Genomic DNA, 21,084 nt, shown 5'->3' with positions numbered 1-21,084 from the left:
TAACCAACAAGAATAAGGAGATTTAGCATGAACATAGAAGATTTTGATTATCATTTACCAGAAGAGTTAATTGCACAGACACCTTTAAAAGACCGAACCTCATCGCGCCTATTAGTATTAGATAGACAAACGAAGAATGTGACACATCAACATTTTTCAGATATTAAAGAACATCTGAAACCAGGAGATTGTCTCGTACTTAATAATACGAAAGTGCTTCCAGCAAGATTATACGGTATAAAAGAAGATACAGGGGCGAAAATCGAAGTTTTATTACTTCATCAACAAGAAGAAAATACATGGGAAGTTCTTACCAAACCGGCCAAAAAAGTAAAAAAAGGTACTGTATTGGTTTTTGGTGATGGATTGCTTCAAGCAACTTGTGTTGGCTTTAAGGAACATGGCGGAAGAATTTTAGAATTTAGTTATGATGGGATTTTTTATGAAGTTCTGGATCAACTTGGCGAAATGCCTTTACCTCCATATATTAAAGAACAATTACCGGAGGAAGATAAGGATCGATATCAAACGGTATATGCAAAAGAAGAAGGCTCGGCTGCGGCTCCAACAGCAGGTTTACATTTCACTACGGAATTATTAGATGAAATAAAAGCGATGGGAGTTACTACCGCATTTATTACGTTGCATGTTGGTTTAGGTACATTTAGACCTGTTAATGTTGATAATATAGAGGAACACGAAATGCATTCCGAATTTTATCAAATGACAAAGGAAACTGCAGAAACGTTAAATAAGGTTAAAGAAAATGGTGGGAGAATTATTTCCGTTGGCACTACTTCAACAAGGACCTTGGAAACGATACGGAGGGACCATGATAAATTTGTTGAAGCAAGTGGATGGACTGATATTTTTATATATCCTCCATATGAATTTAAAGCAATTGATGGTTTAATAACGAATTTCCATTTACCTAAATCAACACTTATTATGCTTGTTAGTTCTTTAGTTGATAGGGATACAATTTTAAAAGTGTACAATGAAGCAGTAGAAGAGCGGTATCGTTTCTTTAGTTTTGGAGATGCAATGTTAATCTTATAGATAGTGTTCAAAAGTAGGATGAAAAGGACCGATGTCGGCTAAATGCGCAACTTCCTGCTGCAAGCCGACACTAGCACGTCCTGTGCGTCGCAGTTCGAGGCGGTTCAGCTTAGAGCAACGGAACGTATGCTGTTAATACGTGAGTAGCGGAAAAGCAAGCCAACGAAGAAATGCGAAGTGTCATTTTCACCGGACTTTTTGAACAATCCCATATAGAAAAGGACGTATGAAATTGACACCAATAACATATGAATTAATTAAAACAGATAAGCAAACTGGGGCAAGACTTGGACGAGTTCATACACCTCATGGGTCGTTTGACACTCCTACATTTATGCCAGTGGGGACATTAGCGACTGTAAAAACTATGAGTCCAGAAGAATTGGAAAGTATGAATGCAAATATCATACTATCAAATACGTATCATTTATGGTTAAGACCTGGTGAGGATATTATTCGTGAAGCAGGTGGTCTTCATAAATTTATGAACTGGGATGGAGCTATTTTAACGGATTCTGGTGGTTTCCAAGTATTTAGCCTTAGTGACATGAGGGAAATCAAAGAAGAAGGAGTACATTTTCGCAATCATTTGAACGGAGAAAAATTATTCCTGTCACCCGAAAAAGCGATGGAAATTCAAAACGCATTAGGGTCAGATATTATGATGGCCTTTGATGAATGTCCACCATACCCTGCCACTTATGAATATATGAAAGCATCTGTAGAGAGAACTTCTAGATGGGCAGAAAGATGTTTAGAAGCACATAACCGGAAAGATGTACAAGGATTATTTGGAATTGTACAAGGTGGAGAATTTGAAGATTTAAGAAAGCAAAGTGCTAATGATTTAATGTCTTTAGATTTCCCTGGTTATGCAATCGGTGGTTTATCAGTTGGTGAACCAAAAGATGTGATGAATCGTGTTTTAGAGTTTACAACGCCGATATTACCGTCGAATAAACCACGTTATCTAATGGGAGTAGGGTCTCCGGATTCTTTGATTGATGGAGCCATACGTGGAATAGATATGTTTGACTGTGTATTGCCAACAAGAATTGCCCGTAATGGAACATGTATGACTTCAACTGGTAGATTAGTGGTTCGCAATGCAAAATATGCAAGGGATTTTGGGCCAATTGATGAAAACTGTGATTGCCATGTATGTAAAAATTATTCCCGTGCTTATATTCGTCATTTAGTAAAATGTAATGAAACATTTGGTTTCAGACTTACGACTTATCATAACCTCCATTTTCTGTTAAAATTAATGGAGCAAGTACGAATTGCGATAAGCGAAGATCGACTTGGCGATTTTAGAGAAGAATTCTTTGAACAATATGGTTTTAATAAACCGGATGCAAAGAGCTTTTAAAAATATAGTAATGAAGGAGGGATAGTATCATGGAAATGTTAGTTTCGTTATTACCTATTATTTTAATGTTTGTTATTTTCTACTTCCTATTGATTCGGCCACAACAAAAAAGGCAGAAGAAAGTTCAAGAGATGCAAAATAACATCCAAAAAGGTGAAGACGTTGTTACAATTGGAGGTTTTCATGCGAAGGTGCACGCTATAGATGAAGCGACGGTTGTTTTAATCACCGAAAATGGTACAAAACTTACGTACGATCGCTCAGCGATTCGTGAAGTTAAACAAGGCTAAGTTTGATATAAGTGTAGAATGTTACATATGTCAATAAAAAAAGAAGTTGTCAGTAAAAGTTTTTACGACAGCTTCTTTTTTATATTTTATTCTCTTGTATCCCCAATAATATTTACCCCAATAACACCACCGATCACGGCGGCAAAAATGAATCCAATATGATGTATGGATTGTTCTATTGAAAAACCTTGTTGATAGCCTAAATACTGGATTAGAAACGTAAAAATAGTAAATCCAATCCCAGTAATAGCACCAATGATCCAACCTTTTGTTTTTCCTTTTAAACCTGTAATGAGCCCTCCTATAAATAGAGAAAGGATACCAATTACTAAAGCAATCCAGGATAGTAAGTTTTCATCTAAGGATGTTACTTTAAGTAAAAAAGCAATAATAACACTGGATATAAGAATTAAACCTAATACTGTAATCCAACCAAATAAAAGTGCGTGAAATAATTGTTTACGCATGAATCCGCCTCCTTAACCTTTGTCCATTTCTATAGTAAGCTTATTCATGTTGATATAGAATTAGAAGAAAATTATATAAAAAAATAAAAAAGCAGTACAAACTTTGTAAATGTACTGCCAAACCACTATAACCATTTTTGGATGAAAGGAACTTGCTTTAATTCTTCTTTAGTTAGAAAGCGGAGAATGAATAAAAATAGGGTGTATACTAGAACGAGAATAATAAGAATAGCCATAAAGATGATAATATTTGGATTTAGTGATTCGTATATATTTTTCATGAAATCACCAACAACCCACGTTAATACCATTAATAGAATCATTTTACTTATATCTTTAAAAGGAATATAATAGTTTATCGCTTTCTGTAATGTAATCAGATGTAATAGTGTGATTAACACTACGCCAACACACATTGCGATAGCAACACCCATTATTCCGAAATTAGGGTTGGAAGCTAATACTAGTAAAACAGCAAATTTAACTGTGGCACCAATCAAACTATTCCACATCGCGGGTTTAGCTAGGTCTAAGGCTTGTAATGCTGCTTGTAATGGGGACTGAATATACAATAATATATAAAATGGAGCCATAAGCATGATAAATGCACTAGCATTTGCAGTACCATACATATAAGATAATATTTGTACAGAAAATAATGTAAGGATGACAGTTGCGATGGCACCAGAAGCAAAAGAGATACGAATGGATTGATGGATACGATAGTGAATTAATTTTTTATTATTTCTCGCTTCTGCTTCCGATATATTCGGTACTAAAGCTATAGCTAATGAATGAGTAATAAAAGTTGGCAAAAACAGTAAAGGCAATACATATCCTGTTAGCTCCCCATATTGTTTGGTTGCTAAAGTTGTTGCTACACCCGCAACAGCAAGGCTTTGGGCAACTAAAATGGGTTCAAGAAAGTTAGAAATAGAACCAATCATTCTACTACCTGTACTTGGAAGAGCAATTGAAAACAATTCTTTTAAAGTATCTTTACTTGATTTTAAATATGAGAAGAAGTTTGTCCGAATTTTAACTATTTTTCTACGTTTAAAACTTCCAATCATGTATAACATGGAGATAAATTCACCTAAGATTACGCTAAACATGGCTCCTGCTGCTGCATATTCTATGCCAAAAGGGAGTAGAAGATTGATAAATAAAGCGACACAAGTAATTCGAACAATTTGCTCAATTACTTGGGCAAAGCTTTGTGGTTTCATATTTTGTTTTCCTTGAAAATACCCTCTAAGTACAGCGGAAATAGCAGTAATTGGGACAATTGGACTAATTGCAATTAAAGGTAACATGGTACGCTCGTCCGTTAGTAACGTTTTAGCTATAAAAGGTGCACCGATAATCATAACAATGGTAAATAATATACTTGTAACCCCGGTTATTACTAAGGATACGACTAAAATACGTTTTACTTTTTTATGGTCACCGACCGCATCTGCTTCTGCAACACGTTTCGAAATTGCAACAGGTAGACCTAATTGGGTTAATGTCATAACTAAAAATAAAGTAGGTAAAGCCATCATATATAAACCGATACCTTCTTCACCCATTAACCTAGCCATTACAATTCGGTTGATGAATCCTAAGAAACGTGTAATCATTCCAGCTAGAATTAATATAAGAGCACCTTGTAAAAATGATTGTTTGGTCATTTTTTGTCGACCTGCCTTCTCAAAAAATAAAAATTCATATACAATAATGTATATGCTAGAGCAGTAGTCAAGCATGACACTAAAATAATCTCCGAATAACAGGAGGGGGAAAATGGGAGTATTATATACGGTAAATGAATGGAAAGAACAAATGAAACCAATATTAGAGAGTAAAGCTTTCGAATTTCAATCGATGGGTTATTCACAAGTAACAACGGAAGAAGTATGGAATTGTTTAGTAGCAAAGGTTTGGAAGGGAAATCCCAAAAAACGTATGCATGAAATCACACAAGATATTTTTCATCTAGGATCAAATGTATATTTAAGCTATTTGACAGTTAAATCATATGAAAATGATGATTTAATGGCTTCCATCGCCGCTTTAACCGGGGCAACTAAAGAAAAATAGTAAGTAATTTAAGAGGGTGTTCAAAAAGTCATCACAACCTGTGGAAGCTCTTTGGCAATAGGACGTTAGCATTTAGCCGACTTCGTTCCTTTTTGAACACGAAATTATAGGAGGCACTAGATCCATGAAAAAGAGAGGCAGAATCGTTGCCTTTTTTCTAATCGTATTACTCTTTGCATTAACGATTGGAACAACGATTACAGGAGTAACTAAAAATATTAAGTTAGGACTTGATCTCCAGGGTGGTTTTGAAATTCTTTACGAAGTCGAACCAGTAGATCAATCCCAAGAGGTAACAAGAAGTTTGTTAGAAGGAACTGTACAAACACTAAATGACCGAGTGAATAGATTGGGAATCAGCGAATCAGTCATTGATATAGAAGGGGAAAATCGAATAAGAGTACAGCTTGCTGGTGTGGAAAATCAAGAACAGGCTAGGGAATTAATTGGGACATCTGCTCAATTATCTTTTCGTGATGTAAATGATAATGAATTATTAGGTGGAACAGATATTAAAGAAGGCAGCGCGTCGCAAGATTTCGACCCAAATACAAATGCTCCTATTGTTACATTAAAATTAAAAGATGCGCAAAAATTTGGTCAGGTAACAACCCAAATAAAGGATATGAATAATCCAGAAACACCATATCCTGATAATTTATTAGTCATTTGGATGGATTATCGAGAAGGGGATTCGTTTAGTAATGAATTCGGAAAAACAGAAACTAAGTATATTTCTGCACCTAGTGTAAATGAAACACTAAATACTACTGATGTCATGATTAGCGGTAATTTTACGGTGGACTCTGCAAAACAATTGGCCGACATTATTAACTCGGGATCTTTACCAGTACATATGACAGAAATTTATTCTAACTCGGTTGGAGCCCAATTCGGCGCGCAGGCGTTAAATGAAACAGTATATGCTGGTATTATAGGGGTAGCTATCATTATTTTGTTTTTAATAGTAGTATATCGTTTTACCGGTGTAATAGCATCGATTAATCTGCTTATCTATACATTTATTGTGCTAGCTGTGTTTGAACTAATGAACGGGGTACTAACCCTCTCTGGTATTGCAGCTCTTATACTAGGTATCGGGATGGCAGTTGATGCGAATGTTATTACCTTTGAAAGAATAAAGGAAGAATTGCGTCTAGGGAAATCAGTTAAAGCATCATTCAAAGCAGGAACAAAAAACTCTTTTGTAACTATTTTTGATGCCAATTTAACAACCCTAATTGCAGCAGTAGTCCTATTTATATTTGGAACTAGTTCTGTAAAAGGGTTTGCTACAATGTTAATTATTAGTATTCTTGTTAGTTTTCTAACTGCTGTCTTTGGTACAAGACTTCTACTAGGATTTTGGGTTGACAGTGGTTTCTTAACTAAACGTAAGACTTGGCTGGCGGTTAAAGAAAGTGAAATTAGTGATATAACGAGCACTTCCCAAGAGGAACCAAAATTATTTAATCGTAATGTGAATGTTGCTAAACACCGAAAGAAATTTTTTATCTTTTCAACGATTACTTTAATTATAGGAGTAATCTCGTTTATCGTATTCCAAATAAATCCTGGTATTGATTTTACAAGTGGTTCTCGAATAGAAGTTGTATCGGAAAATAGTTTAAATGTAGAAGAAGTTGAACAAGGATTTGAAGAACTTGGGTTTATTCCAAAATCAACAGTAATATCAGGTGATAAGGGAGAAATAGCAGTATCAAGATTTGAAAATGTATTATCAGAATCTGAAGTATCAGAAGTGCAAAGCTATTTCACAGAACAATACGGAAAAGAACCAACAATAAGTGTAGTTTCTCCTATTGTTGGACAAGAGTTGGTAAAAAATGCTATCTTTGCGGTCACTTTAGCTTCTATCTTTATTATTCTTTATGTTACAATCCGTTTTGAGCTTTTCTTTGCAATAACGGCTCTAATTGCTTTGTTACATGATGTATTTATTATGTTAGCGATATTTAGCATAACACAGATAGAATTTGATATAACAATAGTGTCCGCTATACTTACGATTGTAGGTTATTCCATTAATAACACGATTGTTATCTTTGATCGAATTCGAGAAAATATTCGATTAAGAAAACAAGTTAAATCTTTTAAAGAATTAGCTACTATTGTAAATAGAAGCTTTATTCAATCCTTTACTAGAAGTATCAATACGTTCTTAACAACTTTCATAGCTGTTTTGGCCTTTCTATTTCTTGGAGCTCAATCCATTACTACTTTTGCAATCGCATTAGCAGTAGGGTTATTAGCGGGAACCTATTCATCACTATTCCTGGCAGCTCAATTATGGTTAGTGTGGCGTGGAAAATCAATTAAAACTCGCCCACTTGATTTTAGAAAGAAAAAACGTGTTGATGGTCCACAAGTATAAATATATATACAATTAAACCCATGTTGCTACTGCAATGTGGGTTTAATTTCTTAAAAAAGGGTAAGTTAAAGTGGAAACCTTTATAATACGTTAGGAGGAATAAAAATGAAGGGGCAATCTTATGTTCTTTTAGCAATTATTTTTATTATTATTGTAGCAGTGTTTGCCATTATGAATGTTGAGCCAGTAGAAGTTAATTACTTATTTTGGTCGGGTTCCTCCCCATTAATATTAGTAATATTGTTTTCGGTACTAATGGGGGGATTAATAACAGCAGCAGTTGGGGCATTAAAAATGTTTAAACTACAAAAACAAATGAAACAATTAAAGAAAGAGAAGATTCGTATGGAAACAATCTTAAATGAAAATGAATTACTAGATAAGGATTCTGGATTGGAAGAAACTGAAATAGGACATTCATAAAAAATCTAGTTTGCTACCCCTACCACACTCTAGTATAATAGGTTGGTCAGGGGTGAATGTATGTTACAGAATAGATCTAAGTGGAAATATGTAGAGGTGGAAGATAATGCGGTAGCGTCCATGGACGAATTCACTGACCTATCTCCAGTTCTAAAAAAGATGTTAGTACAAAGAGGAATAACATCAGAAGATGAAGTGAATCGATTTTTATCGCCTGATTTAAATAATCTACATAGCGCAGAATGGTTCGATTCGATAGGGAAAGCGAGCGAACGAATTCATGATGCTATTCATAATAAGGAAAAAATACTAGTCTTTGGTGATTATGATGCTGACGGTGTTAGCTCAACGACTGTTATGTTAAAAACGTTGCAAGAACTTGGTGCTGATTGTGAATTTTATATACCAAACCGATTTACGGAAGGCTATGGGCCTAATGAAGATGCATTTGTAAAAGCCCATGAAGAAGGATTCTCGGTGATTATTACTGTAGATACAGGTATTGCTGCAGTATATGAAGCCTTTGTTGCCAAGGAATTAGGGATTGATTTAATTATTACGGATCACCATGAGATACAAGAAGAATTACCAGAAGCGTTTGCAATTATCCATCCTAAATGTTCTCCAAATTACCCTTTTAAAGAACTTGCAGGAGTAGGGGTAGCTTTTAAATTTGCGGAAAGTTTATTAGGATATTTCCCTAAACATTTGCTTGAATTTGTTGCGATTGGAACAATAGCAGACTTAGTACCATTAGTTGATGAAAATCGAATTTTTGCGTATTTTGGATTGCATGCATTAACAATATCAAAAAATGTTGGAATCCAAGCTTTAAAAAGCGTAAGTAATATTGAGGGAAATGTCACGGAAGAGGATGTTGGCTTTTCAATAGGACCTAGACTTAACGCTGTTGGAAGATTACAGGATGCCGACTTAGCTGTACAACTTTTAATGTCAGATAATCTAGTAGAAGCAATGGAGATTGCTCGAGAAATCCAAGGTCTGAACGAAAAAAGGCAAAAAATTGTAAATGAAATTGTGAAAGAAGCTGAAGAAATAATTCAGGATATTAATGGAGTCATTGTAGTTGCGAAAGAAGGTTGGAATGAAGGAGTATTAGGGATAGTTGCTTCAAAATTAGTTAGAAAATATGATCGACCTGCTATTGTTCTCACAATTAAGCCTGAATTACAAGCAGCAAAGGGATCTGCAAGGAGTATACCGGCATTTGATCTGTTTACTCATTGTATGAAGGTAAGGGAACTGTTTACTCATTTTGGAGGACATGCTCAGGCTGCTGGAATGACAATCCCGCTAGGAAATATAGAACTTATAAGCGAAAGATTAAATTCATTTATATTAGAAGAATTAACGGAAGAAGATTTTAAACAAGAAATTGAAATTAGCAGTACGTTAGATATTTCTGGAATAAGTGTAGATTTAATTTATGAAATTGGCCGTCTTGCACCATTTGGAATGAAAAATCCGAAACCTGTTTTTGAAATAAAAGATATTCCTACTGATGTTCGCCAAATTGGAAGTGCTAGAAATCATCTTAAGCTTCAATTTAATAAGGATTCTTCACAAATAGAGAGTATTGGATTTGGCCTTGGTCACTTATATCATTCTATATCGCCAAATACTCCCATATCTGTTGTTGGGGATCTTGGGATCAATGAGTGGAATGGAAATAAAAAAGCACAAATTATGATCCAGGACATGAAAATTGACTCTTGGCAGTTGTTTGATCAAAGAGGGAGAAGACAGATTCAAATTCAGCCAATCTCTGATCAAAGGATTTTGGCTGTAAGTAACGGACAGCTAAATGTTGACGCATCTATTTATCATAAAATGTATCAAGAAATGATGAATTTAGAAGAAATAGATATGCTGTATATATGTGATTTACCACCGAATTTAGAAATCCTTAAGAGGGTTGTCAATGCTACAAAACCAAAAATAATTTATGCATGTTATTCAGTCGAAGAAAGTGCTTATCTTACTTCATTTCCAAAAAGAGAAGAATTTATTTGGTATTATGCCCTCATAAAAAAACGAAAGATGGTGGATTTAAAACGAGAATTAAAGGCAATTATGAATGTAAAGGGTTGGAATAAAGAAAGAATTATTTTTATGTCAAAAGTGTTTTTCGAATTGGATTTTGTTAAAATAGAGAACGGTATTGTTAAAGTAAATCCAAATCCAGAAAAACGTGATCTTACCGATTCTGCATCATATAAAGATAGACTGAAAAGAATAGAAGTCGAAAAAACGTTATACTATTCAAATTATGAGGAATTAAAGACTTGGTTTACAAATTGTAGAGAACAGTCGGAAACCACCAAGGAGGAAGTTGTCAATGGACTATAAAAACTATATAGAAATTGTGGAGAACTACCCAAAAGAAGGAATTCAATTTAAGGATATTACTCCTTTAATGAATGATGGAGATGCTTATAAGTCTGCAATAAATGAAATTGTTAACTATGCAAAAGAAAAAGAAGTAGATATTGTAGTTGGTCCGGAAGCTAGAGGATTTATTATTGGTTGCCCGGTATCATATGCTCTAGGTATTGGGTTTGCACCAGTACGAAAAGAAGGTAAATTACCACGAGAGGTAATAAAAGTAGATTATGGGTTAGAATATGGAAAAGATGTCTTAACCATTCACAAAGATTCTATCAAACCAGGACAACGTGTTTTAATTACAGATGATTTGTTAGCAACAGGTGGAACAATCGAAGCAACCATTAAGCTAGTAGAAGAATTGGGCGGAATCGTTGTAGGTTGTGCATTTATAATAGAACTAACTTACTTAAATGGAATGGATAAATTAAAAGACTATGACGTATTAACTCTTATGAGTTATTAATAAAAGAGGTCTGACGGGAAATATCTTGCGTCGGACCTCTTTAAATTATTGTTAAATTTCATATATAAATACTTATTCAAAATTTATGGTGGACACTGTTAGAAAAAGGTCCTATAATGATGATTATATTTACACGTTAGGAAAAGTTAAAAATATAGCAGGAAGCAGATTCGATACAGCAAGCGATTGGGAGTTTTTTCCTATACTCTCTTAGTATTAGGATTTCACCTTGGTGATAAATATAAACTTTCTTCCTGCGTAAATGCAACAAAGGCATCCGGCCATCCTATTAGCGAATGCCTTCGTTTTCTAAAATTCAATAAAGGTGATTATATGCCAAAAGACAGCAACTATACAATAGAAGACATTACTCAAAAAGCTAGCAAATACCTTAATCAAGAAGAAATAGCTTTTATTAATCGTGCATACGAATATGCGAAAGAAGCACATAAGGAGCAATTTAGAAAATCAGGTGAGCCTTATATCATTCATCCTATTCAAGTCGCAGGGATTTTAGTCGATTTAGAAATGGATGCAGAAACGATTGTAGGTGGCTTTCTTCATGATGTGGTAGAAGACACTGATATTACTTTGGACGATATCGAGAAAGAATTTAATCATGAAGTTGCTATGCTAGTTGATGGTGTTACGAAATTAGGAAAAATTAAATATAAGTCAAAACAAGATTTGCAAGCAGAAAATCATCGAAAAATGTTTGTAGCGATGGCAAAAGATATTCGGGTTATTTTAATAAAATTAGCTGACCGTTTACACAACATGAGAACGTTAAAATATTTGCCTCCAGAAAAACAACGTATCAAGGCAAAGGAAACAATCGAAATATTTGCTCCTTTAGCTCATCGATTAGGTATCTCAACAATTAAATGGGAATTAGAAGATACCGCATTACGCTATTTAAATCCCCAACAATATTACCGTATTGTCCATTTAATGAAGCAAAAAAGAGAAGAGCGAGAGTTTTATATTAAGGAAGTAATTGAAGGATTGACGAAGGAATTACGAGACGTAAATATTGAAGCGGAGATATCAGGTAGACCGAAACATTTATATAGCATCTATCAAAAAATGGCAAAACAAAATAAACAGTTTAATGAGATATATGATTTGTTAGCAGTTCGAATCATTGTAAATAGTATCAAGGATTGTTATGCAGCACTTGGGATCATTCATACGAACTGGAAGCCAATGCCTGGTAGATTTAAAGATTATATTGCCATGCCGAAGCAAAATCTTTACCAATCACTTCATACAACTGTTATTGGTCCAAAAGGAGATCCTTTAGAAGTTCAAATACGAACAAAAGAAATGCATGAAATTGCCGAATATGGAATAGCAGCTCATTGGGCTTACAAGGAAGGAAAACAAGTTAAGAACGGCACTAAATCATTTGAAGAGAAACTAACACTCTTTAGAGAAATTCTTGAATGGCAAAGTGACGCACATGATGCTGAAGAATTTATTGAATCACTAAAAGTTGATCTGTTTTCTGATATGGTTTATGTTTTCACACCAAAGGGAGATGTAATTGAACTTCCTTCAGGTTCCGTTCCACTTGATTTTGCTTATAAAATTCATACGGAAATAGGTAATAGAACGGTCGGAGCCAAGATTAATGGGAAGATGGAACCATTGGATTACAAATTGAAAAATGGCGATATTATTGAAGTGATGACATCTAAACATTCTTATGGTCCTTCACATGATTGGTTAAAGATAACCCAAACATCGCAAGCAAAAAGTAAAATTAGAGCGTTTTTCAAAAAACAACGTAAAGAAGAAAATGTACTTAAAGGAAAAGAAGCGGTTGAAAAAGAGATACGTGCATTAGGAATACGACCTAAAGATGTACTAACCCCGGATAATTTGCAACGAGTATTAGAGCGTTTTAATTTTGTGAATGAAGAGGATATGTATGCTGCAGTAGGGTATCAAGGGATTACAGCCGCTTTAGTTGCAACCCGTTTAACGGAAAAGATACGGGAAGCACAACAAAAAGAACAAGATTTAGAAAAGAAAATAAATGAATCAAAATCAGGAGTAAATGATTGGAAGTTAAATAAAAAAGACTCAGGTGTACGTGTTGAGGGTGTTGATAACCTTTTAGTTCGACTAGCTAAATGCTGCAGTCCAGTGCCGGGTGACGAAATTACCGGATATATAACGAAAGGAAGAGGAGTATCCGTTCATCGTGCAGACTGTCCAAATGTACAAACGGAAGAAGCTAAACAACGTTTTCTGCAGGTTGATTGGACAAATGAACAGACGGTTGATAAGACCTATCATGTAGATTTAGAAGTATTTGCTTACGACCGTAGAGGTCTTTTAAATGAAGTCTTACAAGCGGTGAATGAAATGCGTACGAACATGACTCATGTAAATGGAAAAGCAGATCGAAATCGAATTGCAACCATCCAAATAACGATTCTAATTCATAATACACAACATTTAAGAAAAATAGTGGAACGGATTAAACAAATTAAAGATGTATATAGTGTAACAAGAGTATTGCATTAATTATCTATTGTAAAGAAGGTATGATTTTTTATGAAAGCCGTAATACAACGTGCCCGAAATGCAAATGTAAAAGTAGACGGAAAAATCATTGGGGAAATAGATAATGGATTTGTTGTTCTTTTAGGTGTAACACATGAAGACAATGAGGAAGATATGGACTATCTTGTAAAGAAGATCATTCATTTAAGAGTGTTTGAGGATGAAAATGGGAAAATGAATGATTCTCTTTTAGACATTGGTGGTAGCATATTATCCATTTCCCAATTCACCCTTTATGGTGATACAAGAAAGGGAAGAAGGCCGAGTTTTACAAAAGCAGCACAACCGGATTTTGCCAACGAGTTGTATGAAAAGTTTAATGAAAAACTAGGAGAACAAGGAATCTCTGTTCAAACGGGAAAGTTCGGAGCAATGATGGATGTTGCTCTTACGAATGTAGGCCCGGTAACTTTTATTATAGACACTAAAGATAAATGATAAGAGAAGGTTGTCTTAATGGAGCTATTTTTAGTTTTGAGACAACCTTCTTTTTAATTTTGGCTATTTCTTTATTTGATATAATAAAGACGCCTACTAAGAAACTCAATATTTTACTTAAATAAAGCAAATAACTTATCCTCCTGAACCATCGAATCATTATCCAATATAATATTTCCCCTTCGTATAATAAAATTCACTTCTTTAGGCAAAGCTATAATAACTAAAGGAGGAGACGAATTGAGATTACAAGATAAACAATGGTCTGCAGGAAATAGTAAGGATATTTTTGGTGTTGATTTACATCGGTTTAATGACCTCGAAGGGCATGCTAATTATATGGAAATAGCAGAGGAATTCGGGATTTCTATTGGTGAAGTGAAAATGTTAAAGAAAAAGTTAAATCGCTCTTGACATTACAAAAATTAAAGATTATTATTATATTCATTCATGATTAGATTTAATAGCTTACATCCATTGAGGGAAAGAGTAATTAGGGAACGGCTGAAAAGAGAAAAGATGTCTTGGCTGAAAACATCTTCGCAGAACGTACTAATGAAAGACATTCCTTAGGATTTGTATCGAAATATAGTAGGTATGAACGTTTTGCAGGCGTTAACTGTGAAAAGCGAATGCGTAAAGGCATTAACTAGGGTGGCAACGCGGGCAAACTCTCGTCCCTTCTATTAAATAGGGGATGAGGGTTTTTTTATACATAAAAATAATTGGAATTCGGGAGGTAAAACAATTGAATATGAAAGCGCCTAGAGGTACAGTTGATATTTTGCCGAAAAATGCTAAAAAATGGCAATATGTGGAATCAAAGATAAAGAATATATGTAGTAGATTTAATTATGAGGAAATTAGAACGCCATTATTTGAACATACGGAAGTATTCTCACGCGGAGTAGGGGATACCACTGATATTGTTCAAAAGGAAATGTATACATTCAATGACCGTGGGGGGAGAAGTTTAACCCTTAGGCCAGAAGGAACAGCCGCTGTTTCCCGTGCATTTGTAGAACATAAATTATTTGGTGAAGCAAATCAACCGGTTAAATTATATTATTTTGCCCAAATGTTCCGTTATGAACGTCCACAAAAAGGAAGAATGCGTCAATTAAACCAATTTGGAGTGGAAGTTCTTGGGAGTGATGATCCGGCTGTGGATGCGGAGGCTATTGATTTAGCTATGACCGTATACAAGGAACTTGGATTAAAATCATTGAAATTAGTCATTAATTCTTTAGGTGATAAAGAAAGTAGAACAAATCATAGAAATGCATTGATCAACCATTTTACACCACATAAAGAAGAACTTTGTGAAGACTGTCAGCTAAGATTAGAGCAGAACCCACTTCGCGTATTAGATTGTAAAAAGGATAGAGAACATCCGGCTATGGAGACTGCTCCTTCAATATTAGACTATCTAAATGAATCTTCCAACGAATATTTTGAACAAGTGAAATTACATTTAACCAGTATGGGAATTGAATATGAAGTAGACCCTAATTTAGTTCGTGGACTGGATTATTACAACCACACTGCCTTTGAAATTATGAGTAATGCAAAAGGCTTCGGTGCCATAACGACATTAGCTGGTGGCGGAAGATATAATGGTTTGATAGAGGAATTAGGTGGACCGAGTACACCGGGTATAGGTTTTGGAATGGGATTAGAAAGACTATTAATGGCATTAGAAGCCGAAAGTATCACGGTTCCGTTGGATGAAGAATTAGATTGTTATTTTGTTGCAGTAGGAGAACAATCGGTTAATGAAGCAGTACGCTTAGTTCATGAATTAAGATGGAATGGAATTCAGGTAGATAAAGATTACCAGGATCGAAAAATGAAAGGACAGTTCAAATCTGCCGATCGATTAAACGCAAAATATGTTTTAATTTTAGGTGAAAATGAATTAGAAAAAAACATCGTAAATGTCAAATCTATGGAATCTGGTGAGCAAACAGAAGTTCCAATAGAAAAATTAATTGATGTAATGAAGGACAAGCTTCAAGGAGGCAAACAAAATGGATAAACGATTTTTAGCAGGTTCATTAATAGAAGATCATATAAGTCAAAAAGTTCTACTAAAAGGTTGGGTACAAAGAAGACGTGACTTAGGGGGATTAATTTTTATTGATCTCCGCGATGTTTCTGGTATCGTCCAAGTTGTCTTTAACCCAGACTTTTCTAAAGAAGCTTTAGAAATTGCGGATAAAATTAGATCGGAATATGTAGTGGAAATTAAAGGGGAAGTAGTGGCGCGTGATGAATCTACTTATAATCCTGCTATCAAAACAGGAACGATAGAAGTTATAGCTCATGAAATTGACATTTTAAATAAATCAAACACACCGCCATTTACCATCCAAGATGAAACAGATGTATCCGAGGATTTACGTTTGAAATATCGTTATATGGACTTACGTAGAAGTGCATTACAGGATACATTTAAATTACGTCATCATACCACACAAGCAATACGTAATTTCCTTAATGATGAAGGATTCTTGGAAATGGAAACACCAATTTTGACGAAAAGTACACCTGAAGGAGCTCGTGATTATCTCGTTCCTAGTCGTGTACATCCAGGTGAATTTTATGCATTACCACAATCTCCTCAATTATTTAAACAATTGATTATGATGAGTGGATTTGAAAAATATTATCAAATTGCTCGATGCTTCCGTGATGAAGACTTGAGAGCAGATCGCCAACCCGAATTCACTCAAGTGGATATTGAAACATCATTTCTAACGAGTGATGAAATTATGGAAATGACAGAACGTATGATGCAAAAAGTGATGAAGGAAGTAAAAGAAGTCGACATCGAATTACCACTTCCAAGAATGCCTTATCTAGAAGCGATGGATCGATTTGGTTCAGATAAACCAGATACTAGATTTGGACTTGAATTAGTTCACGTATCGGATGTAGTTGCTGATTCCAACTTCAAAGTATTTAAACAAGCGGTGGAAACGGATGGTAAAGTTGCACTACTAAATGTTCAAGGAGAGGCTAGCAATTATTCTAGAAAAGATATTGATAAATTAACCGACTTTGTAAAAATATATGGTGCAAAAGGATTAGCATGGCTTAAACTAGAAGAAGATGAATTAAAAGGTCCAATTGTGAAATTCTTAAGTGATGATGAAAAATCAGGTATAATTGCAAAAGCTAATGTAAAAAATGGGGATTTACTTTTATTCGTTGCAGATAAGAATAGCGTTGTTTACGATAGTTTAGGAGCATTAAGATTAAAATTAGGACATGAATTAAATCTTATTGATGAATCTAAATTTAACTTTTTATGGGTAACGGATTGGCCGTTACTTGAATATGATGAGGAGTTAAGAAGATATACGGCTGCTCACCATCCATTCACCTCACCAGTTGAAAGTGATATAGACAAACTTGAAACAGCACCACAAGATGTTCGTGCTAATGCATATGATATTGTCTTAAACGGCTATGAGCTTGGTGGAGGGTCCGTTCGTATTCATAAACGTGAAGTACAGAACCAAATGTTCAAAGCTTTAGGATTCACAGAAGAGCAAGCGCAAGAGCAATTTGGATTCTTACTAGAAGCATTAGAATTTGGTGCGCCACCACATGGAGGTGTTGCACTTGGGTTAGACCGTATGATTATGTTATTAGCAGGAAGGTCTAACTTGCGTGATACAATTCTATTCCCTAAAACTTCTTCGGCTTCTGATTTATTGACAGAAGCTCCAAGTGAAGTGAGTAACGCACAGCTAAATGAACTTGGAATTAATTTAAACGAACCATTTGTTGGGGATAAAAATTAAAAAATCCATCATTTTGTTAATTATGAACAAAAAGAATATTGCAAAAATTATATTCGTATGATAATATAAATTTACAAAGTTTAAACATACTTAATCCTGATATGTTTGTTCGTTTAACGTATTTTGACCGAACAACATAATTAAAAGGGAGCTTCAAGTTTTTATATTGCGTGGATGCCGTACAAGAGTCGGAACCATAATAAATATAAAATAGAGCACCCACCTGCTTAATGCGGGATCAAAACATAAAATGGACGGCATAATCGGGATTGGGTATATACATAAGCGAGAGAAAAAAAGCTGACTTCATCGGAAGGCAGCTTTTTTGTTTAATTAGATCCTTGTGCGACTTGCTCTAGATTACCATTTTTGTCCATTCTAAATGTAGGGGCTTTTATCGTTCCTTGATCCTCAAGAACAGTCATCTTTCTAGCTCTTTCCATTATTTGAATAAAAGCTTGATAATCCTCTTTAATCGAATTCATTTCATTTTCAGTATGCTCTAATTGTTTTTCTAAATCTTGTACTTGCGTTTTTAACACGTTGTTTTCATTTTGTGTTTGTTCTAATGATGCTTTTGATTGATTAGAAGCATGATAGTCTTTTTTCAATTCTCTTAAAAACTGTATTACCATGTCCAAATTAATGGTTGGTACCTGTATTTCATTGCTGCTTTCTTCTGGTTGATAGATGATGTTTTCATTAGTAATCTCTTCTAAGTTAGAAGGTAACGCCATTACTGGTTGTTGGAAGTGCCCGGTTCGTTTTGCTAGTGCACGTTTTTTCTCTTTTCTTTGTCTCTTGGCTAAATCAATCGCGCTATCATATTTTTGTCTAACTTCTGCATTCCAACGAAAACCGCAAGCTGCAGAAGTGCGATTTAATTTGTCCCCAACCTCTTCAAATGCGTTTAATTGTGTACTACCTTCTCTAATATGACGTAATACAGTCTCCGCTAATAACAAATCATCTTCATGTGACCAAGCATCTTGTCTAACTTTTGCCATTATCTACAACTCCTTTTCTAGCGACATAAATCAATAGATTTGTACTTTTGCAGTTATAACTACTTGTACTTAATCATTAGTCTAATAGGATATTAATCTCACCATGTTTAAATATTTCTTAAAGATTTTCTCAAGGTGAAGTTTTTATTATTCTTGCCGCCAGAAATAGGAATTATACCTTGGCTATTAGAAAAGTATAAACTTTCTTATTCTGGATCCCCGATTACCCGTCCCTCCATAAAGGTTAATGCATCTTGGGTATTCATCAGTCCAATAGCTGTGCCAAGTTTTTTAATTTCTTTTTTCTTGATTAATTTTATCATAGACTTGTTTTAAGGCCTGTTCAAATTTACCAGATTTCTTAGGTTGATAATAGTGTTTGTTTTTTATAGAATCAGGCAAATATTGTTGGTCTACCCAACCGCTATCATAATTATGTGGATAAAGATAATTTATACCTCTTCCTAGACTTTTTGCACCTTCATAATGAGTATCTTTAAGGTGTGCAGGTATTTCACCGGCTTTTCCGCCTCTAATATCAGCTAGTGCATGATCCAATGCTTTATAAGCAGTATTAGATTTTGGAGAAAGGCAAAGTTCAATAATAGCAACGCTTAAAGGGATTCGTGCTTCCGGAAAACCTAATCGTTCTGCCGCTTGAACAGCCGCTATTGCTCTTGGTCCAGCCTGGGGATTGGCTAGACCGATGTCTTCATATGCAGTAACAATCATTCTTCTTGCAATACTATCAAGATCACCTGCTTCAATTAAGCGCCCTAAATAATGCAAAGCTGCATCCACATCACTGCCCCGTATCGACTTTTGAAAAGCTGAAATAACATCGTAATGAGCATCCCCATTTTTATCGTGAGAGAAACTTTTCTTCTGCATACATTCCTCAGCTATTTCTAATGTAATCTCAATTCTATTATTTTTATCACCAGGTGTTGAAAGGACTGCCAGCTCTAATCCATTTAAAGATGAACGTAAATCGCCTCCGGAAGCAAACGAGAAATGATTTAGTGCCTCTTCACTAATATGTATATCTTTTGATCCGAATCCTTTCTCATTTTGTTGTATGGCACGTGTCAGAGCCGTACGAATATCTTCTATTGTTAGTGGATGTAGTTCAAATAAATGACATCTACTCCTTATTGCTGGATTAATGGCATGATATGGATTACTAGTTGTACAACCAATTAAGGTAACTAAATTACTTTCCAAATGTGGTAAGAGAAAATCTTGTTTCGCTTTATCAAGACGATGAACTTCATCAAGAATTAAAACCATGTTTCCCCGCATCTTTGCTTCTTCTACAACTATTTCCATATCTTTCTTTTTATCCGTAACAGCATTTAATAATTTTACAGGAAGACTTAAAGTTCTAGCTAATGCTGTTGCCATAGAGGTTTTTCCTGTTCCAGGTGGTCCGAACAAAATCATAGAAGATAATAGATTAGCTTTAACCATTCGATATAAAATTTTACCTTCCCCGATTAGGTGTTTTTGACCGATTACTTCGTCTATATCTGTCGGGCGCATACGATAGGCCAATGGTTTGTGATTCATTTAATGCTCCCCCTTGCCAAAGTGGATCATCCATCATATATCCCTTTTGATGCCACTTATTTTATGATATTTTTAGTATAAAGCTTAATTCCAATTCGACATAAATGCAAGAGGCATGGTGTTCATGCTATAATATCAAGTATTGTATATACGGACATACTAGTTTACAATGGTGTTTTTAATGGTTATGTTCGAGGAATATTCGCAATCTAAAAAAGTAAAGTTTGTCTAATAATAAAAAAAGAATCTAACAAATAAAGAGTTTTATAAAATTGAGGTGCGTATAATGAAAATATCTACTAAGGGAAGATACGGATTAACTATTATGATTGATTTAGCTAAAAAGCACGGAGAGGGCCCTACTTCATTAAAATCTATAGCAAAAGACAATGATTTATCAGAACACTACTTAGAACAGTTAGCCTCTCCATTACGTAACGCTGGACTTATTAAAAGTATTCGTGGTGCTTATGGGGGTTATGTATTAGCTAAAGATGCAAAAAATATAACCGCAGGAGATGTTGTTCGTGTATTAGAGGGACCTATTACCCTTGTCGAAGGTATTGAAGATGAACCACCAGCCCAACAGGAATTATGGGGGAGAATTCGCGATGCAATAAAAGATGTATTAGATAAAACAACTCTAGAGGACCTTAAAAACTATGGTGACGGTGAAAAACAACAAGCTTATATGTTTTATATTTAATAGAATATTAAAACG

At 34.7% G+C, this 21,084-nt stretch carries 18 protein-coding genes, 1 other RNA gene and 1 other annotated feature; of the genes, 15 read left to right on the top strand and 4 right to left on the bottom strand.

What is annotated here, in order from left to right; all coding sequences use genetic code 11:
- Positions 1 to 27 precede the first annotated feature (27 nt).
- From queA to yajC, 3 genes are all read left to right on the top strand, one after another.
- Entirely contained in the window at positions 28 to 1,059 is a 1,032-nt protein-coding gene (gene queA / locus A9178_RS08915; protein ID WP_068674461.1) for a tRNA preQ1(34) S-adenosylmethionine ribosyltransferase-isomerase QueA, read from the top strand.
- A gap of 226 nt (positions 1,060 to 1,285) precedes the next feature.
- Positions 1,286 to 2,431 carry a tRNA guanosine(34) transglycosylase Tgt gene (gene tgt, locus A9178_RS08910; RefSeq protein WP_082918149.1) on the top strand — a complete coding sequence of 382 codons (1,146 nt, stop codon included), beginning with the start codon at positions 1,286 to 1,288 and terminating at the stop codon, positions 2,429 to 2,431.
- A 29-nt stretch (positions 2,432 to 2,460) separates the two neighbouring features.
- Complete coding sequence (yajC, locus tag A9178_RS08905) at positions 2,461 to 2,721, top strand: preprotein translocase subunit YajC (protein WP_068674457.1); 261 nt, start codon at positions 2,461 to 2,463, stop codon at positions 2,719 to 2,721.
- A gap of 86 nt (positions 2,722 to 2,807) precedes the next feature.
- Here yajC and A9178_RS08900 read toward each other — a convergent pair whose 3' ends face one another.
- On the bottom strand, positions 2,808 to 3,188 hold the full coding sequence (locus tag A9178_RS08900) for a TIGR04086 family membrane protein (RefSeq protein ID WP_068674455.1): 381 nt from the start codon (positions 3,186 to 3,188) through the stop codon (positions 2,808 to 2,810).
- Positions 3,189 to 3,313: 125 nt separating this feature from the next.
- Positions 3,314 to 4,864 carry a stage V sporulation protein B gene (gene spoVB, locus A9178_RS08895; protein ID WP_068674896.1) on the bottom strand — a complete coding sequence of 517 codons (1,551 nt, stop codon included), beginning with the start codon at positions 4,862 to 4,864 and terminating at the stop codon, positions 3,314 to 3,316.
- A gap of 112 nt (positions 4,865 to 4,976) precedes the next feature.
- On the opposite strand from spoVB, the gene A9178_RS08890 reads away from it, so the two are divergent.
- The 11 genes from A9178_RS08890 to ssrS all read left to right on the top strand — a co-directional run bounded on the left by A9178_RS08890 (position 4,977) and on the right by ssrS (position 18,061).
- Positions 4,977 to 5,273 (top strand): post-transcriptional regulator, encoded by a 297-nt coding sequence (locus A9178_RS08890; RefSeq protein WP_068674453.1) that lies wholly within the window; start codon positions 4,977 to 4,979, stop codon positions 5,271 to 5,273.
- 124 nt (positions 5,274 to 5,397) lie between these two features.
- Entirely contained in the window at positions 5,398 to 7,668 is a 2,271-nt protein-coding gene (gene secDF / locus A9178_RS08885) for a protein translocase subunit SecDF (protein ID WP_068674450.1), read from the top strand.
- 105 nt (positions 7,669 to 7,773) lie between these two features.
- Positions 7,774 to 8,091, top strand: a complete 318-nt coding sequence (locus tag A9178_RS08880; RefSeq protein ID WP_068674448.1) for a LapA family protein — start codon at positions 7,774 to 7,776, stop codon at positions 8,089 to 8,091.
- A 60-nt stretch (positions 8,092 to 8,151) separates the two neighbouring features.
- The gene (gene recJ, locus A9178_RS08875; RefSeq protein WP_068674446.1) at positions 8,152 to 10,461 is read left to right on the top strand and encodes a single-stranded-DNA-specific exonuclease RecJ; all 2,310 of its coding nucleotides are present in this window, start codon (positions 8,152 to 8,154) and stop codon (positions 10,459 to 10,461) included.
- Positions 10,451 to 10,963, top strand: coding sequence for an adenine phosphoribosyltransferase (locus A9178_RS08870; RefSeq protein ID WP_068674444.1), 513 nt, complete (start codon positions 10,451 to 10,453; stop codon positions 10,961 to 10,963). The genes recJ and A9178_RS08870 overlap by 11 nt, the downstream gene beginning before the upstream one ends.
- A 333-nt stretch (positions 10,964 to 11,296) precedes the next feature.
- Positions 11,297 to 13,498, top strand: a complete 2,202-nt coding sequence (locus A9178_RS08865) for a RelA/SpoT family protein (protein WP_068674894.1) — start codon at positions 11,297 to 11,299, stop codon at positions 13,496 to 13,498.
- A 30-nt stretch (positions 13,499 to 13,528) separates the two neighbouring features.
- Positions 13,529 to 13,975: a D-aminoacyl-tRNA deacylase gene (gene dtd / locus A9178_RS08860; protein ID WP_068674442.1), complete on the top strand. Its 447-nt coding sequence runs from the start codon at positions 13,529 to 13,531 to the stop codon at positions 13,973 to 13,975.
- Between the two features lie 240 nt (positions 13,976 to 14,215).
- Positions 14,216 to 14,389 carry a hypothetical protein gene (locus A9178_RS19145; RefSeq protein ID WP_197482170.1) on the top strand — a complete coding sequence of 58 codons (174 nt, stop codon included), beginning with the start codon at positions 14,216 to 14,218 and terminating at the stop codon, positions 14,387 to 14,389.
- 54 nt (positions 14,390 to 14,443) lie between these two features.
- Positions 14,444 to 14,660, top strand: a binding site (T-box leader).
- Between the two features lie 69 nt (positions 14,661 to 14,729).
- The gene (hisS, locus tag A9178_RS08855; protein WP_068674892.1) at positions 14,730 to 16,013 is read left to right on the top strand and encodes a histidine--tRNA ligase; all 1,284 of its coding nucleotides are present in this window, start codon (positions 14,730 to 14,732) and stop codon (positions 16,011 to 16,013) included.
- Complete coding sequence (gene aspS / locus A9178_RS08850; protein WP_068674440.1) at positions 16,006 to 17,787, top strand: aspartate--tRNA ligase; 1,782 nt, start codon at positions 16,006 to 16,008, stop codon at positions 17,785 to 17,787. Before hisS ends, aspS begins: the two co-directional genes overlap by 8 nt.
- A 90-nt stretch (positions 17,788 to 17,877) precedes the next feature.
- A non-coding RNA gene (gene ssrS / locus A9178_RS08845) (6S RNA) lies at positions 17,878 to 18,061 on the top strand.
- A gap of 55 nt (positions 18,062 to 18,116) precedes the next feature.
- Here the strand turns inward: ssrS and A9178_RS08840 are convergent.
- Positions 18,117 to 18,794: an RsfA family transcriptional regulator gene (locus A9178_RS08840; RefSeq protein ID WP_068674438.1), complete on the bottom strand. Its 678-nt coding sequence runs from the start codon at positions 18,792 to 18,794 to the stop codon at positions 18,117 to 18,119.
- 291 nt (positions 18,795 to 19,085) lie between these two features.
- The gene (locus A9178_RS08835) at positions 19,086 to 20,363 is read right to left on the bottom strand and encodes a replication-associated recombination protein A (RefSeq protein ID WP_068674436.1); all 1,278 of its coding nucleotides are present in this window, start codon (positions 20,361 to 20,363) and stop codon (positions 19,086 to 19,088) included.
- A 286-nt stretch (positions 20,364 to 20,649) separates the two neighbouring features.
- Here A9178_RS08835 and cymR point away from each other — a divergent pair, with 286 nt between their 5' ends.
- On the top strand, positions 20,650 to 21,069 hold the full coding sequence (cymR, locus tag A9178_RS08830) for a cysteine metabolism transcriptional regulator CymR (protein WP_068674434.1): 420 nt from the start codon (positions 20,650 to 20,652) through the stop codon (positions 21,067 to 21,069).
- Positions 21,070 to 21,084 lie beyond the last annotated feature (15 nt).

It is taken from the genome of Oceanobacillus sp. Castelsardo, from assembly GCF_001659985.1.
Classification (GTDB): domain Bacteria; phylum Bacillota; class Bacilli; order Bacillales; family Amphibacillaceae; genus Oceanobacillus.
The sequence above is the reverse complement of the archived record's forward strand: the minus strand, read 5'-3'. Positions and strand labels throughout refer to the sequence as shown.

Bases quoted from the DNA above. Each gene is read 5' to 3' on its own strand.
- A9178_RS08840 (WP_068674438.1), bottom strand. From the start codon at position 18,794: ATGGCAAAAGTTAGACAAGATGCTTGGTCACATGAAGATGATTTGTTA.
- A9178_RS08835 (WP_068674436.1), bottom strand. From the start codon at position 20,363: ATGAATCACAAACCATTGGCCTATCGTATGCGCCCGACAGATATAGAC.
- dtd (WP_068674442.1), top strand. From the start codon at position 13,529: ATGAAAGCCGTAATACAACGTGCCCGAAATGCAAATGTAAAAGTAGAC.
- A9178_RS08900 (WP_068674455.1), bottom strand. From the start codon at position 3,188: ATGCGTAAACAATTATTTCACGCACTTTTATTTGGTTGGATTACAGTA.
- A9178_RS08870 (WP_068674444.1), top strand. From the start codon at position 10,451: ATGGACTATAAAAACTATATAGAAATTGTGGAGAACTACCCAAAAGAA.
- secDF (WP_068674450.1), top strand. From the start codon at position 5,398: ATGAAAAAGAGAGGCAGAATCGTTGCCTTTTTTCTAATCGTATTACTC.
- hisS (WP_068674892.1), top strand. From the start codon at position 14,730: ATGAAAGCGCCTAGAGGTACAGTTGATATTTTGCCGAAAAATGCTAAA.
- recJ (WP_068674446.1), top strand. From the start codon at position 8,152: ATGTTACAGAATAGATCTAAGTGGAAATATGTAGAGGTGGAAGATAAT.
- cymR (WP_068674434.1), top strand. From the start codon at position 20,650: ATGAAAATATCTACTAAGGGAAGATACGGATTAACTATTATGATTGAT.
- A9178_RS08865 (WP_068674894.1), top strand. From the start codon at position 11,297: ATGCCAAAAGACAGCAACTATACAATAGAAGACATTACTCAAAAAGCT.
- A9178_RS08890 (WP_068674453.1), top strand. From the start codon at position 4,977: ATGGGAGTATTATATACGGTAAATGAATGGAAAGAACAAATGAAACCA.
- aspS (WP_068674440.1), top strand. From the start codon at position 16,006: ATGGATAAACGATTTTTAGCAGGTTCATTAATAGAAGATCATATAAGT.
- A9178_RS08880 (WP_068674448.1), top strand. From the start codon at position 7,774: ATGAAGGGGCAATCTTATGTTCTTTTAGCAATTATTTTTATTATTATT.
- yajC (WP_068674457.1), top strand. From the start codon at position 2,461: ATGGAAATGTTAGTTTCGTTATTACCTATTATTTTAATGTTTGTTATT.
- tgt (WP_082918149.1), top strand. From the start codon at position 1,286: ATGAAATTGACACCAATAACATATGAATTAATTAAAACAGATAAGCAA.
- queA (WP_068674461.1), top strand. From the start codon at position 28: ATGAACATAGAAGATTTTGATTATCATTTACCAGAAGAGTTAATTGCA.
- spoVB (WP_068674896.1), bottom strand. From the start codon at position 4,864: ATGACCAAACAATCATTTTTACAAGGTGCTCTTATATTAATTCTAGCT.